The sequence below is a fragment of the Actinomyces wuliandei genome (genome assembly GCF_004010955.1).
Lineage (GTDB): Bacteria > Actinomycetota > Actinomycetes > Actinomycetales > Actinomycetaceae > Actinomyces > Actinomyces wuliandei.
In genome coordinates this window covers 90,031-105,187 of the sequence record NZ_CP025227.1, presented here as the reverse complement: position 1 = coordinate 105,187, position 15,157 = coordinate 90,031, and the positions used below count along the sequence as shown (strand labels likewise).

General features: G+C 68.4%; 8 protein-coding genes. 6 read left to right on the top strand and 2 right to left on the bottom strand.

The genetic code is table 11. The features are described from left to right. Positions 1 to 5: 5 nt before the first annotated feature. Positions 6 to 2,555, top strand: a complete 2,550-nt coding sequence (locus tag CWS50_RS00440; RefSeq protein ID WP_127841211.1) for a heavy metal translocating P-type ATPase — start codon at positions 6 to 8, stop codon at positions 2,553 to 2,555. 57 nt (positions 2,556 to 2,612) lie between these two features. On the opposite strand, the gene CWS50_RS00435 is transcribed toward CWS50_RS00440, so the two are convergent. After that, positions 2,613 to 2,924, bottom strand: coding sequence for a winged helix-turn-helix domain-containing protein (locus CWS50_RS00435; RefSeq protein ID WP_243118377.1), 312 nt, complete (start codon positions 2,922 to 2,924; stop codon positions 2,613 to 2,615). Further along, positions 2,921 to 3,664, bottom strand: a complete 744-nt coding sequence (locus tag CWS50_RS00430; RefSeq protein ID WP_243118376.1) for a hypothetical protein — start codon at positions 3,662 to 3,664, stop codon at positions 2,921 to 2,923. Before CWS50_RS00430 ends, CWS50_RS00435 begins: the two co-directional genes overlap by 4 nt. 346 nt (positions 3,665 to 4,010) lie before the next feature. Between CWS50_RS00430 and CWS50_RS00425 the strand changes: the two genes are divergently transcribed. The 5 genes from CWS50_RS00425 to pglX are packed head-to-tail and all read left to right on the top strand — an operon-like array spanning position 4,011 to position 15,157. Beyond that, on the top strand, positions 4,011 to 6,779 hold the full coding sequence (locus CWS50_RS00425; protein WP_127841210.1) for a lysylphosphatidylglycerol synthase transmembrane domain-containing protein: 2,769 nt from the start codon (positions 4,011 to 4,013) through the stop codon (positions 6,777 to 6,779). A 38-nt stretch (positions 6,780 to 6,817) separates the two neighbouring features. Further along, the gene (locus CWS50_RS00420) at positions 6,818 to 7,468 is read left to right on the top strand and encodes a DUF1819 family protein (protein WP_243118375.1); all 651 of its coding nucleotides are present in this window, start codon (positions 6,818 to 6,820) and stop codon (positions 7,466 to 7,468) included. Next, positions 7,465 to 8,079 carry a DUF1788 domain-containing protein gene (locus CWS50_RS00415; RefSeq protein ID WP_127841209.1) on the top strand — a complete coding sequence of 205 codons (615 nt, stop codon included), beginning with the start codon at positions 7,465 to 7,467 and terminating at the stop codon, positions 8,077 to 8,079. The genes CWS50_RS00420 and CWS50_RS00415 overlap by 4 nt, the downstream gene beginning before the upstream one ends. Beyond that, positions 8,076 to 11,600, top strand: coding sequence for a BREX system P-loop protein BrxC (brxC, locus tag CWS50_RS00410; RefSeq protein ID WP_243118374.1), 3,525 nt, complete (start codon positions 8,076 to 8,078; stop codon positions 11,598 to 11,600). Before CWS50_RS00415 ends, brxC begins: the two co-directional genes overlap by 4 nt. Then, a complete protein-coding gene (gene pglX / locus CWS50_RS00405; protein WP_206610426.1) occupies positions 11,597 to 15,157 on the top strand; it encodes a BREX-1 system adenine-specific DNA-methyltransferase PglX in 3,561 nt (1,186 codons plus the stop codon). The genes brxC and pglX overlap by 4 nt, the downstream gene beginning before the upstream one ends.

The window sequence follows — 15,157 nt, the reverse complement described above, 5'->3', positions numbered from 1 at the left end:
CAGGCATGAGCGCGACAGCCAGCCCGTCGCTGCCTCCCGGGGCCGCGCGGCGCACGGTGGACCTGGCGGTAGGCGGCATGACCTGCGCCGCCTGCGTGTCACGGGTGGAGAAGAAGCTCTCCCGCCTGGACGGGGTGACCGCGACGGTCAACCTGGCCACCGAGTCCGCCCACGTGGTCCTGACCGAGCCTGTCAGTGACGAGAAGCTCCTTGCCACCGTCGCCGCAGCGGGCTACACCGCCGAGGTCACCGGCAGCACGGCACCTGCCCCCGCTGACCCGCCCCCGCAGACGGGCCAGGAGGCCGCCAAGGAGCCCAAGGAGCAGGGCGGCCTGTCGGCACCGTCACGCCAACCAGGCCCCGCAGCAGCCGCCCCGGCCACGCAGGCGCCCACCGCCAGCACCAGCAGTACAGGCGCGGGCACGACAGCACACGTCGGGGACTCCCAGCGAGCCCGGGCAGAGCAGCTGCGCACCCGGCTACAGGTCTGCCTGCTCCTGTCAGTTCCCGTCATGGCGGTCTCGATGCTCCCAGCGCTCCAGGTCACCGGGTGGCAGTGGGGTGTGGCCGCCCTGGCCCTGCCGGTGGCGACCTGGGGGGGCTGGCCCTTCCACCGCTCCGCCCTCAGCGCCGCGCGCCACGGCACCTCCACCATGGACACCCTGGTGTCCACAGGTGTGCTGGCCGCGACCGCCTGGAGCCTGTGGGCGCTCCTGCTGGGCGGGGCGGGGGAGCTGGGCATGCGCATGCCCATGGACCTCCTGCCACGGCAGCAGACCGGCCACCCGCACCTGTACTTCGAGTCCGCCGCCTGGGTCACGACCTTCCTCCTGGCAGGCCGCTACCTGGAGGCCCGCGCCAGGTACCGTTCCGGGGACGCCTTGCGCACGCTCCTGGAGCTGGGTGCCAAGGAGGTCACCCGGGTGGTGCTCACCTCCCCGGAGGGCTCCACCAGCAGTATCGACGTCCTCGACGAGGACGGCTCCCCTCGTCCTCAGTCCCGGCGCAGCGAGGAGAGGGTCCCCGTGGAGGCGCTGGCTGTCGGGGACCTGTTCACTGTGCGCCCCGGGGAGAAGGTCGCCACCGACGGCGTGGTGGTCGAGGGGCGCTCAGCCGTGGACGCCTCCATGCTGACCGGGGAGTCCGTCCCGGTGGAGGTGGAGCGGGGCGACGTCGTTACCGGCGCCACCGTCAGCACCTCCGGGACCCTGCTGGTGCGTGCCACCGCAGTGGGCGCGGGGACCACCCTGGCGCAGATCGGGGCGATGGTCACTGCGGCGCAGGCCGGGAAGGCGCCGGTGCAGCGCCTGGCTGACCGGGTCTCGGCCGTGTTCGTGCCGGTGGTCCTGGTCCTGGCCACCCTCACCCTGGTGGGGTGGCTGGCCACCGGGCACACGGCGCAGGCCGGCCTGACCTCCGCCGTCGCGGTCCTGGTCATCGCCTGCCCCTGCGCGCTGGGCCTGGCCACGCCGACGGCCCTGCTGGTAGGCACCGGCAGGGCCGCCCGGCTCGGTGTGGTCATCAAGGGGCCGGAGGTCCTGGAGTCCACGCGCGCCCTGGACACGGTGGTCCTGGACAAGACCGGGACGCTCACGCAAGGGCGCATGACCCTGGACCTGGAGGCCTCCTGGCAGGTCCGCCCCCCGCAGCCGCGCCAGCCCCTGTCCCCTGAGACGCTGGTCCTGGTCGGCGCCCTGGAGTCGGCCTCCGAGCACCCGGTGGCGGCAGCCGTCGCCTCGGCAGCCCGGGACTGCGCGGACACCCTGCCTGCGGTGGAGGACTTCCACAGCCACGAGGGCCGGGGAGTGACCGGGCGGGTCGCAGGGCGTCGCGCCGCCGCAGGCCGCCCCGGCTGGCTGGCCGGCCTGGGCGCGCCCCTGCCCGAGGCCCTGAGGCAGGCGGTGGCCGAGGCCGAGGACAGCGGCGCCACGGTGGTGGCCCTGGCCGTCGAGCACCAGCAGAAGACGAGCCTGGACACGGGCCTGGAGACGGTGGCGGTCCTGGCAGTACGCGACACGCTCCGACCCTCCTCCCCCGGCGCCGTCGCCAGCCTGCGCGACCTGGGGATCCGCCCGGTCCTGCTGACCGGCGACAACGCCCGCGCCGCCGCCCACGTCGCGGCCCAGGTCGGGATCGCGCAGCGCGACGTGGTCAGCGAGGTCCTGCCCGTCGGCAAGCGGGACGTTGTTGCCGACCTCCAGGCGCGGGGGGCGGTCGTGGGCATGGTGGGCGACGGCGTCAACGACGCGGCGGCCCTGGCCCAGGCCGGCACGCGCGGCCTGGGGATGGCGATGGGCTCGGGCACGGACGTGGCCATTGAGGCGGCCGACATCACCCTGGTACGCCCGGACCTGGACGCGGTGGTCGCTGCGGTGCGGGTCTCCCGGGCGACACTACGGGTCATCCGGCAGAACCTGTTCTGGGCCTTCGCCTACAACGTGGCGGCGATCCCGCTGGCTGTCGCGGGGCTGCTCAACCCGATGGTGGCCGGCGCAGCCATGGCCGCCTCCAGCGTCATGGTGGTGACCAACTCCCTGCGCCTACGCCGGGCCTAGAGCCTCGGGCCGACCGGGCCGAGCAGCCGGACGGCATGGGCGCCGCCAGCGCCGACCTCAGCCCTGGCCCAGCAGCCTGCGCAGGTCGCGCACGTAGCGCTCAAAGGCTGCCCTGCCTGCGGAGGTGAGGCTGATGTAGGTGACCGGGGTGCGCCCGGAGAAGGACTTGGACTGGTGGACGTAGCCCGCCTCCTCCAGCCTGGACAGGTGGACGGACAGGTTGCCCGCCGTCATCCCCAGCAGCTCACGCAGGCGGGGGAAGTGGAGCTCGTCGCCCTCCTGCAGCTCCGCCAGGGTCGCCACGATGCGCAGACGGGCCTGAGCGTGGATGACAGGGTCGAGGTGGACCTCGGCAGCGGTCACGGTCACAGGCTCCTGGCTCTGCGGCCGACCAGGGAGTCCCTGGCTGCGGCCAGAAGCATCCCCCCGCCTCCACCAGCGGCCATCACCCACCACGCCCAGGGGAGCCCAGCCACGGTCGCCACGGCCGCAGCCGCCAGGATCCACCCTCCCAGCGCCCCCATGACGTTCTCCCCCCACAGGGCGGCGCCGACAAGGAAGATGACCCCGACCACGAGGCAGGGGACGGCGCTGCTCACCAGCGCCCCCACAGCACCGGCCTCGGGGGTGCCCACCGTGGCCAGGAAGCTGTTGAGCCTGCCCAGGATGACCCCGGTCAGGGCCATACCACCTATCCAGGCCCCGCTGTAGAGGACTCCCTGGCGGCCACTCGTGCCACGCACCCCACGGCTGCGCAGCGCAATGTAGACTGCGGTGAAGATCCCGGCCGCCGCCAGGCAGGCGACAAATACCGTGTAGGCGGCCCTGGCGTCAGCAACTGCGCTGGTGCCCTCGCGGAGGCCGCCCCCGTCGGCAGCCAGGGCCAGTGTGGTGTAGCCCAGCAGCCACGCCAGGCCCCAGGCGAGGAGCAGCGGCGCTGACCGGATGGTGTTGCGCCGGGCGTAGTCCCTGCGCTGGGCGGCGATGAGGGCCTCCGCCTCCGCAGGGGTGGGTGGGCGGCTCTCGGACCGCTCAGCGGCACCGTGGGCCCCAGCCTGCCCTGCCTGTGCTCCCGCTCCCTTGGCGGGTGCAGCGCCGTCGTGACTCATAGCAGGTCCTCTCTTGTCTTCCAAGTAGTTTGCTCAACAAACCTTGTGAGACAACCATGTCACACTCTAGTTTGCTTTGCAAACTTCTTTGCATGGTGGACGTCCATGCCGCTTGCCCCCGCTGGTGTGCCACCCTCACCTGCGCGCCGCCCCGTCCTGGCCCCTGAGCGCCGGGCGCCCCGCTCTCTGCTCCCCCGTCTCCCACCCTCACCCGAACGTGCCGCCGGAGCCCGGCGGCAGCCTCCTCCCGCTCGCCGTCTCCCGCCTCCCACCCGGGCAGGCCCGCTGCGGGCGCGTCGTCCCCGAGAAAGAGGAACTTCCCCACCCGCCGCCTAGACTCGCCCGCATGAACGACGTGGACGCCGTCCCGCCCGGTTCGGACGAGCACAGCACCTCCGCCGTTGCCAGCACCCCGGCGACCTCACCGGTGGGCATCCCTACGATCGGCGTCGCCCCCGCCCTGGAGGCCCCCACGGCTCCCAGGCCGACGTCCCCACGCTCCACCACCATCCTGGTGGACTCGCCCCCGCACCGCCTCAGACGCACCGAGGACCTGCTGGACCTGGCCGCCACCACCCTCAGCGTCGGCGCCGTCCTCATCCTGGCGATCTACGCCCACCAGACCACGACAGGCGTCACCCAGGACGTCCAGAACGCCCTGGCCGTGGTGCTGCGCCAGATCCTCATCCTCCCCCTCCAGGCCGTCGAGGGGCTGGTGACCTTCGCCATCCCCCTGGGCGTCCTGCTGGACCACCTGCTGCGCGGCTCCTGGCGCGGCGCCGGGGAGGCGGCCCTGGCCGGGGCAGCAGGGAACCTCGTCGCCCTGGCCTTCCTAGCGACCCTTGGTACCTGGGGGCCTGACTCCCTGGTGTCTGGGCTGACCGTGACCGCCTCCGGCACCGCCCAGCTCGGCATCTCCACCGTCTTCGCCACCCTGGCGGGCCTGCTCACCGGAGCCGGCGACCGCCGAGGCTCCCCGGTGGTGCGCACCGGCTGGGCCGCCCTGTGGACCATCACCGGCCTGGCAGTGCTGCGCAGCGCCCTGACCCTTCCCGGGGCGGTCCTGTCAGTCCTCCTGGGCCGGGTCGTCGGCCTGGTCATGCGCTACGCCGTCGGGGTCAACGACCGCAGGGCGCAGGGGGTCACCCTGGTGCGCGCCCTGCGCCGGGCCGGGGTGGACGCCACCCACCTGGTGCGCACTGACTACAGCCCTACCAGCACCCACCTGCCCGCCCGGGCCTGGAAGGTCACCACCGGCGCGCCCCTGGGCTACACCGAGCAGGTGCGCGAGAACCCCCTGCCGTCCCCCGACGCCCCACCGGCTCCTGCCGCAGCCAGCCAGGCCGAGGAGACCGCAGGACCTGCTAGCACGATCACCGCCGTCGACGACGCCGAGCTGGGCACCGCCCTGGACGCCTTCCTGCTGGAGGCCTCCGGCTCCGCCCTGTCGCCAGGGCGCGCCTCCGCCCACCGCACCTACGCGGCGTGGGACACCTCCGGCCAGCGCCGCGACGTCACCGTGCTGGACGCCGACCGCCAGGTGGCCGGCCTCCTGAGCACCATGTGGGACCGGATCCGCGTCAAGGGCCTGTCCCCCAACCGGGACCTGTCGGTGCGCCCCGCCGCTGAGCACGCCGCCCTCATGACCCTGGAGGCGCGGCGCGCCCTGGTGCGCACCCCCGGCCTCCTGGGGATCGCCGAGGCAGACGAGTCCGTGCTGCTGGTGACCGAGCACGTCGCAGGAGCCCGGTCCGTCCGTGACCTGGGCGAGGACGTCCCCGACCGCGTCCTGCTCCAGCTGTGGGAGCAGCTGCGCCACGCCCACGCCGCAGGCCTGGCCCACCTGGCCATTGACGCGACCAGCGTCGTCGTGGACGCCAAGTCGCGGGTGTGGCTGCTCGACTGGGGCTCAGGCGAGACCATCTCCTCCGAGCTGTCCCGCCGGGTGGATCTGGCCCAGGCGCTGGCGCTGACCGCGCTGACCGCAGGGGCGGATCGGGCCATCGCCGCAGCGTCCCGGTCGCTGAGCACCCAGCAGCTGGCCTCAATCGCCCCGATGCTCCAGCGCGTCGTCCTGCCGCGTGACACCCGCGAGGCCATGGGGCGCCGTGGAGAGAGCCGCCAGGTGCTCCAGGAGCTGCGCGACGCCCTGGTGGCCCTGACACCCACGGCCCAGGCCGAGCCCGCCCGGCTGAGCCGCTTCTCACCACGCACCGTCATCATGGCAGTCATCGGCATGGTGGCGCTGTGGACCCTGCTGGCCCGGATGAACTTCGAGCAGGTCTCCCAGGCCGTGGCCGCCGCCAACGCCTGGTGGATCCTGGGGGCGCTGGTGTTCTCCCTGGCCACCTACGTGGGGGCCGGCCTGACCCTGGTGGCCTTCAGCCCCCAGAGGCTGTCCGTGTGGCGGTCCACCGAGGTCCACCTGGCCAGCTCGGTGGTGGCGCTCGTCGCCCCGGCGGGCGTGGGAGGGGCCGCCATCAACCTGCGCTTCCTCCACCGCAAGGGTGTGCCCACCGCCATCGGTGTCGCCACCGTGGCACTGGTGCAGGTGGTGCAGTTCGTGGTCACGGTGGTGCTGCTGGTGGTCCTGGCGGCGCTGACCGGGCAGTCCACGGGGCTGACCCTGCCGTCCGGGTGGGTGCTGGTCGCCGCAGGCCTCCTCGTGGTCGTGGTGGCCTGCGCCCTGCTCGTCCCCCAGGTGCGTACCTGGCTGTGGGCCAAGATCGAGCCCACCTACCGCCAGGTGTGGCCACGCCTGGTGTGGGTCATGTCCAACCCCGTGCGCCTGTCCGTGGGGATCAGCGGGGCGGTGCTGCTCAGCCTCAGCTACATCCTAGCCTTCGCGGCCAGCCTGTGGGCCTTCGGCTACACCCTGTCCTTCTCGGTCCTGGCCATCACCTACCTGGCCTCCAACACCGTGGGCTCGGTGGTGCCCTCCCCCGGTGGTATCGGACCGGTCGAGCTGGCCCTGACCGCAGGCCTGGTCGCCGCCGGCGTCCCCTCCGGGGTCGCCCTGTCCACCGCGATCGTCTACCGGCTGGTCACCTTCTGGGTCCCCATCCCCGTGGGCTGGCTCAGCCTCCAGCGGCTCCAGAGGGCGGGAGAGCTGTGAGGGGTGGGAGGCTGCTGGGGCACCCAGCCGGTCGCGAAGTGCGCAGCGACCTGGTGACCGGACCGGATACCAGCTGCCTCAGCACCAGCGTGACCACCCCGGAGCCGTACTGGCTGTCCTTCGTGGTGGGTGGGCTCCTGGCCACAGAGGCCACGATTGCAGCTCCCTTGTATCTAGAACTGTGTGATTGGGCGTCGGTCCAGGCAGCCCTGAATGCCGATAACCTGCTGCATGCGCGTACCCGCTCGACGGCAGCCAGACTCACCCGGGAGCTCATTCAGCGGCTGTCGGTGCTCACCGATGCCGAGATCGCCTACCTGGCCGACGCTCCCGGGCCGGATCGTCTGCATCTGATGTGGGTGGCGTTGTGCCGGCATTACGTGTTCGTGGCGGAGTTCGCCCAGGAGGTACTGCGCGATCACTACCTGCTGGGGGTCTCCCGGCTGGTGCCCGCCGACTTTGAGCGGTTCTGGGACTCCAAGGCCCTGTGGCATGCGGAGTTGGAGGAAGCCAGGCCCGCGACGCGTACCAAGCTGCGCACCAACCTGTTCCTGGCGCTGCGTCAAAGCGGGATGCTCGCCGACGACGCTACGATCGTCTCCCCGCTGTTGTCACCGGAGGTGCTGGATCTCCTGGATGGGCGCACACCTAGCGACCGTCGTTTCTTCCCGGTAGGAGGCGGCCTGTGACCGAGTACGACATCGCCTCCGTTGAGCGGCATGTGCTTGCCGTGCTTTCGTCCGACCGGTTCCTGCGCATGGAGGGTCTGGGCAACGAGGTGCCGTTCTTCATCTGGCCCTACCCGCCCGAGCAGGAGCTCCAAGTGCGGGAGGCGACCGGCCGCATCATTGACCGGCTGCGGACCGCGCGCGGGTTGAGTGTCCTTGTGGTGGACCTTTTCGAACTAGCCGTCGAGCTGCTTGAGGCACGCGGGGGCAACATGCTCGAACGCTTGGAACGGATTGAGCCCACTCGCAGCCGCTCGGACTTCCGCCGCGACCTGCAGCGCATGCTCGATCCGGAGCAGCACATTGTCCCCGCGATCAAGCGCCGGGTCGACGCCGAGGCGGACGTGGACCTGCTCGTGCTGACCGGAATCGGGCGGGTTTTCCCCTTCATCCGCTCGCACAACGTCCTGAACAACCTGCAAGTCGCCGTCTCCGGCTTCCCGGTACTCATGCTGTTCCCCGGCGAGTACCGGCAAACGGCGGCTTCGGGGTCATCGCTGGAGCTGTTCAACCGTCTGACGGATGACCAGTACTACCGCGCCAAGAACATCATGGAACAGGAGCCCGCATGAGCCAGATGACGATTGGCAGCCTCTTCGCCAAGGACGTCTCCCGCCCCATTGAGGGAGTCATCAAGGCCGACGACGCCGAGCACCTCGCCACCGAGATCGACGAGTACGTGCTGACCGGCGAGACCGCATCGGCCCTGTCCGAGCTTTTGGAGACGTACACGGATCCGGTCTACAACGGCGGCAACGGCGTGTGGATCTCCGGCTTCTTCGGATCCGGTAAATCGCACCTGCTCAAGATGCTCGCTTACCTGTTGGGTGATGTGCCCGGGCGCTCCAGTGCCAGGCGGCACGCCGTTAAGTCCTTCAAGGAGAAGGCGGAGGCCCAGCAGGACGCCTTCCTGCGCGGCAAGCTCGCCCAGGCGGAGCGGATCCCGGCGACCTCCCTGCTGTTCAACATCGATCAGAAGGCGCCCCTGATCGACAAGAACCAGACCGACGCCCTGCTTCAGGTGTTCGTGAAGGTCTTCAACGAGGCACGGGGCTACTACGCGGGAGAGCCGTCGGTGGCCCGTTTTGAGCGGGACTTGGACCGGCGCGGTCTGCTTGAGGACTTCAAGCAGGCTTTCGCCCGTATCGCCGGTGTCCCCTGGGAGCAGGGACGGGAAGAGGGCATTCTCCAGGAGCACAACGTCACGCAGGCGTTCTCGCAGGTGACCGGTGAGCCCGCATCCGAGAGCATCCTGTCCCGCTATGAGGAGCAGTACTCCCTGTCCATTGAGGACTTCGCCGATGAGGTCGCCCAGTGGTTGGAGGCTCAGCCCGCAGATCACCGCCTGCTGTTCATGGTGGACGAGGTCGGCCAGTTCATCGGCTCCAGCACCAAGCTCATGCTGAACCTGCAGACGATCGTGGAGACGCTGAGTACGCGCTGCAACGGGCGCGCATGGGTGTGCGTCACCAGCCAGGAGGACATGGACGGCGTCATCGGGGACCGGACCAAGACGCAGGGCAACGACTTCTCCAAGATCCAGGCCCGCTTCGCCACCCGCATGAAGCTGACGAGCCACGATGTGGAGGAGGTGGTCAAGAAGCGTCTGCTCAGCAAGACCGCCGCCGGCGAGGCCGCCCTCGACCCGCTGTACGACGAGTTCCATACGAGCTTCCGCGCTCTGTTCGACTTCGTTGACGGCGCCAAGACGTATCGCAACTATGACACCCGGGACAGGTTCGCGCAGGTCTACCCCTTCGTTCCCTACCAGTTCCCCTTCTTCCAGGCGGCCCTGGTGGGGCTGTCCGACCACAACGTGTTCGAGGGCCGGCACGCCTCGGTGGGTGAGCGCTCCATGCTGGGGGTGGTGCAGGAAGTCGCCACGCACCTGAAGGAGCTCCCGGTTGGTGCGGTGGTGCCCTTCGACGCAATGTTCACCGGTATCCGGCAGGCGGTGAAGTCGGCCGCGACTCGCAATATTGCGACGGCACAGGCGCAGCTCCCGGAGGGCCCGGTGCGCGATGTGGCGGTGCGGCTGCTCAAGGCCTTGTTCCTGGTGAAGTATGTGGGCGACTTCTCGGCAACCCCGCGTAACCTGACCGTGCTCCTCTATGACCGCTTCGGCCAGGACCTGACCGAGCTGAATCGGCAGGTGTCCCAGGCGCTCGACCTCCTGGAGCAGCAGACCTATGTCCAGCGCAATGGGTCGGCCTACGAGTACCTGACCAATGAGGAACAGGACATCGAGAACGAGATCAAGAACACCGACGTCGACTCCGAGGAAGTCTCCAAGCTCTTGGCCGAGGTCATCAGCCAGGACGTGGTTCGGGGCGCTTCGGTACGTCATTCGGCCACGGGCCGGGACTTCAGGTACCAGTTGCTGCTGGATGAGGTCTCTTACAGCCGGACGCAGCCGCTGGCGGTGCACTACATCTCTTCCGCCCTGGGGCTGCCTCGTGAGGTCGTAGTGGCCCAGTCCATGGGGCGCGACGAGCTCAGGGTGGTACTGGCAGACGATGCGCGCATGTATCAGGACCTGCGTTTGCTCGTACAGACCAACAAGTACGTCCGACTGCGCGCGGGCTCCTCCCTGACCGAGTCCCAGAGCCACATTCTTGACTCCAAGAAGCGCCAGAACACCCGACGACGCAAGGAGCTGATCTCCCGCGTCAAGCAGGCCATCAGCGACGCGGCGCTGATCATTGGTGGCGCGTCGATTGCCGTGTCCGCCTCGGATCCGGTGCAGCGCGTGCAGGAGGGCATGGAGCAGCTGATCACGCGCACCTACACGAATCTGTCAATGCTCGGCTCTGCGACTTATTCGGAGTCGGACATTGCCCGGTTGGCGAGCGAGGAAGTGGCTCTCCTGGACCGGAGCACGGACACGCTTCAGCCCCTGGCCGAGGAGGTCCACGACTGGGTCTCCGCCCAGCGCAAGCTGGGCGTGAGGACCACCGTCAAGCAGGTCGTCTCCCGCTTCGAGGACAAGCCCTATGGCTGGACCCTGGCGAGCATCCTGTGCGCGATCACCCGCCTGGTTGCCACTTCGCGCGTGTCTCTGACACTCGATGGGAGCACAGTTAAGCGCACGGAGCTTCCCGCCGTGCTGCCCAATGGGAAGAAGCACGACGCGATTGTCGTGACCCCGCAGCGCAACTTCGACGCCGGCGCCGTGAGCGACCTGCGCAGCTTTGCCCAGGAGTTCTTCGCCACTGGGCAGCTTCCGAACGATCCCATGGAGCTGGCCGCTGACGTCGCCGAGCGGCTGGAGGATGAGTATCGGACGCTGAAGACCCAACTGGATGCCTATGGCAAGGCCTATCCCTTCCTGACTGTGCTGAACGAGCCCCTGGAGTTGCTGCGGGAGGTGATCGGGCACGACGCCGAGTGGTATCTGGACAAGTTCTCCGGCCGCACCGATGACCTCCTGGAGGCCAAGCAGGATGTGATCGATCCCGTCAGCCAGTTCCTGTCCGGCAGCCAGAGGACGATCTACGACGACGCCGTGCGCCTGCTGGCCGAGCGCAAGGACACGCTGCGGTACCTGAAGCCGGACGAGGCGCCCGACGTCAAGGCGCTGCTGAACGATCAGAACGTTTTCCGGGGGCAGCGGATGAGGCGACTGAAGGACGCCACCGCCGAGCTGCGCGCCGCCACGGACCGGATCCTGGCCGATGAGCGTGCCACGGCGACGGACCTCATCCATGAACGGGCGAACGATCTGCGTGGCGGCGCCGCCTGGGAGCAGGCCACCGACGCCGGTCGCGCCGAGGTTGACCGCGTGACCGATGCGACCACGCAGCAGGTGGCTGAGGCCGTCTCGGTGCCGGTGATTCGCCAGCTCGCGCGCGAGTTCGACGAGGAGAGCTACGACGAGCTGCTGGCCGCGCTTGAGGCCGCCCGGCGTCAGGCGGAGAGCCGCGCCGAATCCGGCGTCGAGACTCCCCCGGCTCCGGTGGTGGTTCCGCTCAGGCAGTTGCCCCGGCCACGCAGGCGAGTGCTGCGCACGTCCGCAGACGTCGACGCCTACGTCGATGAGCTGCGGGATATCCTCCACAATGCGGTTGTCTCTGGAAAGCAGGTGTCCCTGTGACTGACACGCGGACGTTGGAGGCCTTCGCCGCCTCGGCACGCTCCCAGCTCATGGCGGAGGTAGAGGCCCGCCTTACGGCGGTGCTCTCGGCCACCTCGACGGCGCGGGAGGAGTTCCCGGGCGCCGTGAGGGCCCTGGAGGAGCGTATTCGCCATCACGGCGGTGATGCGGTAGGCCGACGGCGGGTGGTGGAGGAGCAGGCCTACGTCTGGTTCAACCGGATCATTGCGCTTCGGTTCATGGACGCAAACGGCTACGCCTCCCCCGCTCTGGTTTCCCCGGCGGGCGGCGCCGAGGTGGGGCAGCCGGCGGTGCTTGCCGCCGCCAAGCGCGGCGAGTTCGATCCGCAGGTATTCACCAGGCCGGGATCGGCCGAGCGCATTGCCGGCCTGCTTAACGGCACAGTCACCAGTTCCGCCCCGCAGGAGGAGGCCTATGGGCTGATTCTGGGCGCATACTGCGCGCACTGGAACCGGACCATGCCGTTCATGTTCGCCCCCGACGGCGATTACACCGCCTTGCTCATGCCCGCGGACATGCTGGCGGACAGCTCCGTGCGCACGCAGGCGGTCAAGGCGCTGACCGTGGAGGCGTGCCGGGATGTGGAGGTGATCGGCTGGCTGTACCAGTTCTACATCGCCGAGCGCAAGGCGGAGGTGTTCGCCGGTTTCCGGAAGAACCAGAAGGCGGGAGCAGCGGAGATTCCGGCGGCGACGCAGTTGTTCACCCCGGACTGGATTGTGCGCTACCTGGTGCAGAACTCGGTGGGTCGGCTGTGGATGCTCAACCATCCGGACTCCCGCCTGATCGACCAGATGGACTACTACATTGAGCCGGCGGATGGCGAGGTTGACTTCCTGCGTATCGCCGAGCCGGAGCAGTTGACGGTCATGGATCCGTGCTGCGGCTCGGGGCACATGCTGACCTACGCCTTTGATCTGCTGTATGAGATCTATGAGGAGGAGGGCTATGCGCCCTCGGAGATCCCGTCGCTGATCCTCGAGCACAACCTGTACGGCACGGAGATTGATCCGCGTGCCGCGGCGCTGGCCGCCTTCGCCCTGATGATGAAGGCCCGCTCCCGGCAGCGTCGGTTCCCGCGGAGTCCTGTTCAGCCGCATATTCGCGTGATTGAGCCGGTGGAGTTCAGCACCGGTGAGCTCGACCAGCTTGCCGGCCCGGAAGGGAGCGACCAGGCGGCCCGGTACTTCTGGCAGAGCTTCCTCCATGCCGATGTACTGGGCTCCCTCATTGTCCCCGACGCTGCGTCGCTGCCTGGCGCCAGGGAGCGACTGGCGGCGCTCGAGACGGACACCTTGGACGCCGCGGATCTGCACGCGCGCGCCGAACGGGTGGTGATCCAGGCTGAGTATCTGACTCGCTCCTACGCCGTGGTGGCGACGAACCCACCGTACATGGGCAGCAGCAACATGGGTCCGGTGCTGTCCACCTGGGTGAAGAAGCACCACCCGCAGGCGAAGTCCGACCTCATGACGGTGTTCATGGAACGCGCCTGCGAGCTGTGCGCCCCGGCCGGCGTATGGGCAATGATTAATCTACCTTCCTGGATGTCACTCAAGTCATTCACCCAGTTCCGCATCAATCTGCTTCGGCGCACAACTATTAACTCGCTCGTGCACCTAGGACGGGGAGTCTTCGGATCAGACTTCGGAACTGTCGCATTCACCACAACTAATTCTCCCGCAACACATAACCACATAGGCACCTACCGGCGCCTCTTCACGGCTCACGTAGAAGTCAGGTCTGTGGAGACAATTAGGAACCTGTTCCTTGATCGCGCATTTGGATATTACGAGCTCTCACAGGACACGCTACTCGCTCTTCCTGGATCACCGATCGCCTACTGGCTGTCGCCCGCTATGACGCGCGCCTTCACCATCGGCAAGCCGCTCGGCGAGGTCGCCGAACCGAAAGTTGGCCTACAGACCGGAGACAATGCCCGTTTCCTGCGCCAGTGGTTCGAGGTCTCCCACTCCCGCACCTGCTTCGATGCCGACTCCCGCGGGGCGGCCACCGCCTCCAACGCCAAGTGGTTCCCGCATCTCAAGGGCGGTGAGTTCCGCAAGTGGTGGGGCAACCAGGACTACGTCATCAACTGGGAACACGATGGCGCCGAGCTCTGCGACTTCCGCCCACGCTCCGTCATACGCAACCCCGACTCCTACTTCAAGCCCGCCATCTCCTGGTCACGCGTTTCTAGCGGAGACCCTGCCTTCCGTATCGCTTCCCAAGGCTTCATTCCAAACGACGTAGCTCCCGTCATACCCATATCGGGTTCGCCCCCTCACCATATTCTGTCGTTACTGAACTCTAGTTGCGCGCATGGGATTCTTGAGTCATTGGCCCCGACTGTGCACTTCGAAGTCGGTCAGCTCGGAGAACTTCCCATCCTTGCGGATGGCACTGCCCCGCGCCCAGATGCGACCGTCGCACGACGCTTGATCAACCTGTTCCGCGACGACTGGAACGCCTACGAGACCTCATGGGACTTCAAGTTCAACCCGCTCGTCAGGCGTGCTCGTTCGGGAGGATCCCTGGCGGACGCGCTGGAGCGTTGGTGGCAGGACTCCCTCAGCGCTGCTCGCGAGGCTCGGGAACTTGAGACCGAGAACAATCGCTACTGGGCTGAGGTCTACGGCCTCCAGGATGAGGTTCCCATTGAAGTCCCGCTGAGCCGGGTCTCGCTCACCTCCAACCCCTACTTCCGCTACGCACCCAACAAGGGCGCGACGCGCACGGACGAGGAGTATCGCCGCCTCTTCACGGCAGATGCCGTCCGCGATCTCATCTCCTACGGCATTGGCTGTCTCTTCGGCCGCTACAGCCTCGACACCCCCGGCCTCGTGCTCGCCGACCAGGGCGATAGCATCCAGGACTTCCTCGACGTGGTTCCGCAGCCGAGCTTCGCCCCCGATGAGGACGGGGTCATCCCCATTACCTCCGGCGAGTGGTTCACGGACGACATCGTCACCCGCTTCCGCTCCTTCCTCGTGGCCGCCTTCGGGAGGGACCACCTCGAGGCGAATGTCCGCCTGGTTGAGAGCACGCTGGGCAAGTCCCTGCGGCAGTACTTCGTGAAGGACTTCTACAAGGACCACTGCCGCCGCTACTCCAACCGGCCGATCTACTGGATGGTCTCCTCCCGCACCGACAACAAGGCGGCCTTCCAGGCGCTGGTCTACCTGCACCGCTACACCCCGGACACGCTGAACACGGTGCTGGGTGACTACCTGCGAGAGTTCCAGGCGAAGCTGCGTTCTGAGATCGGCCACCTGGAACGCGCGAATACGGCCGCCGACCAGAAGCGCGCCGACGCCCACCGCAAGGCTCTGACCGAGTGCGAGGACTACGAGCGGGACGTCCTGTTCCCCATGGCCTCCCGCCGCCCGTCCATCGATCTCGATGACGGAGTCCTGGTCAACTACCTCCGCTTCGGCGCAGCCCTCCAGACGATCCTCGCCATCGACAAGAAGCGCCGCGACGTCCAAACCTGGACCTGGCCCACCCACCGACTAACTCAGGAAGGAGATAGCTGA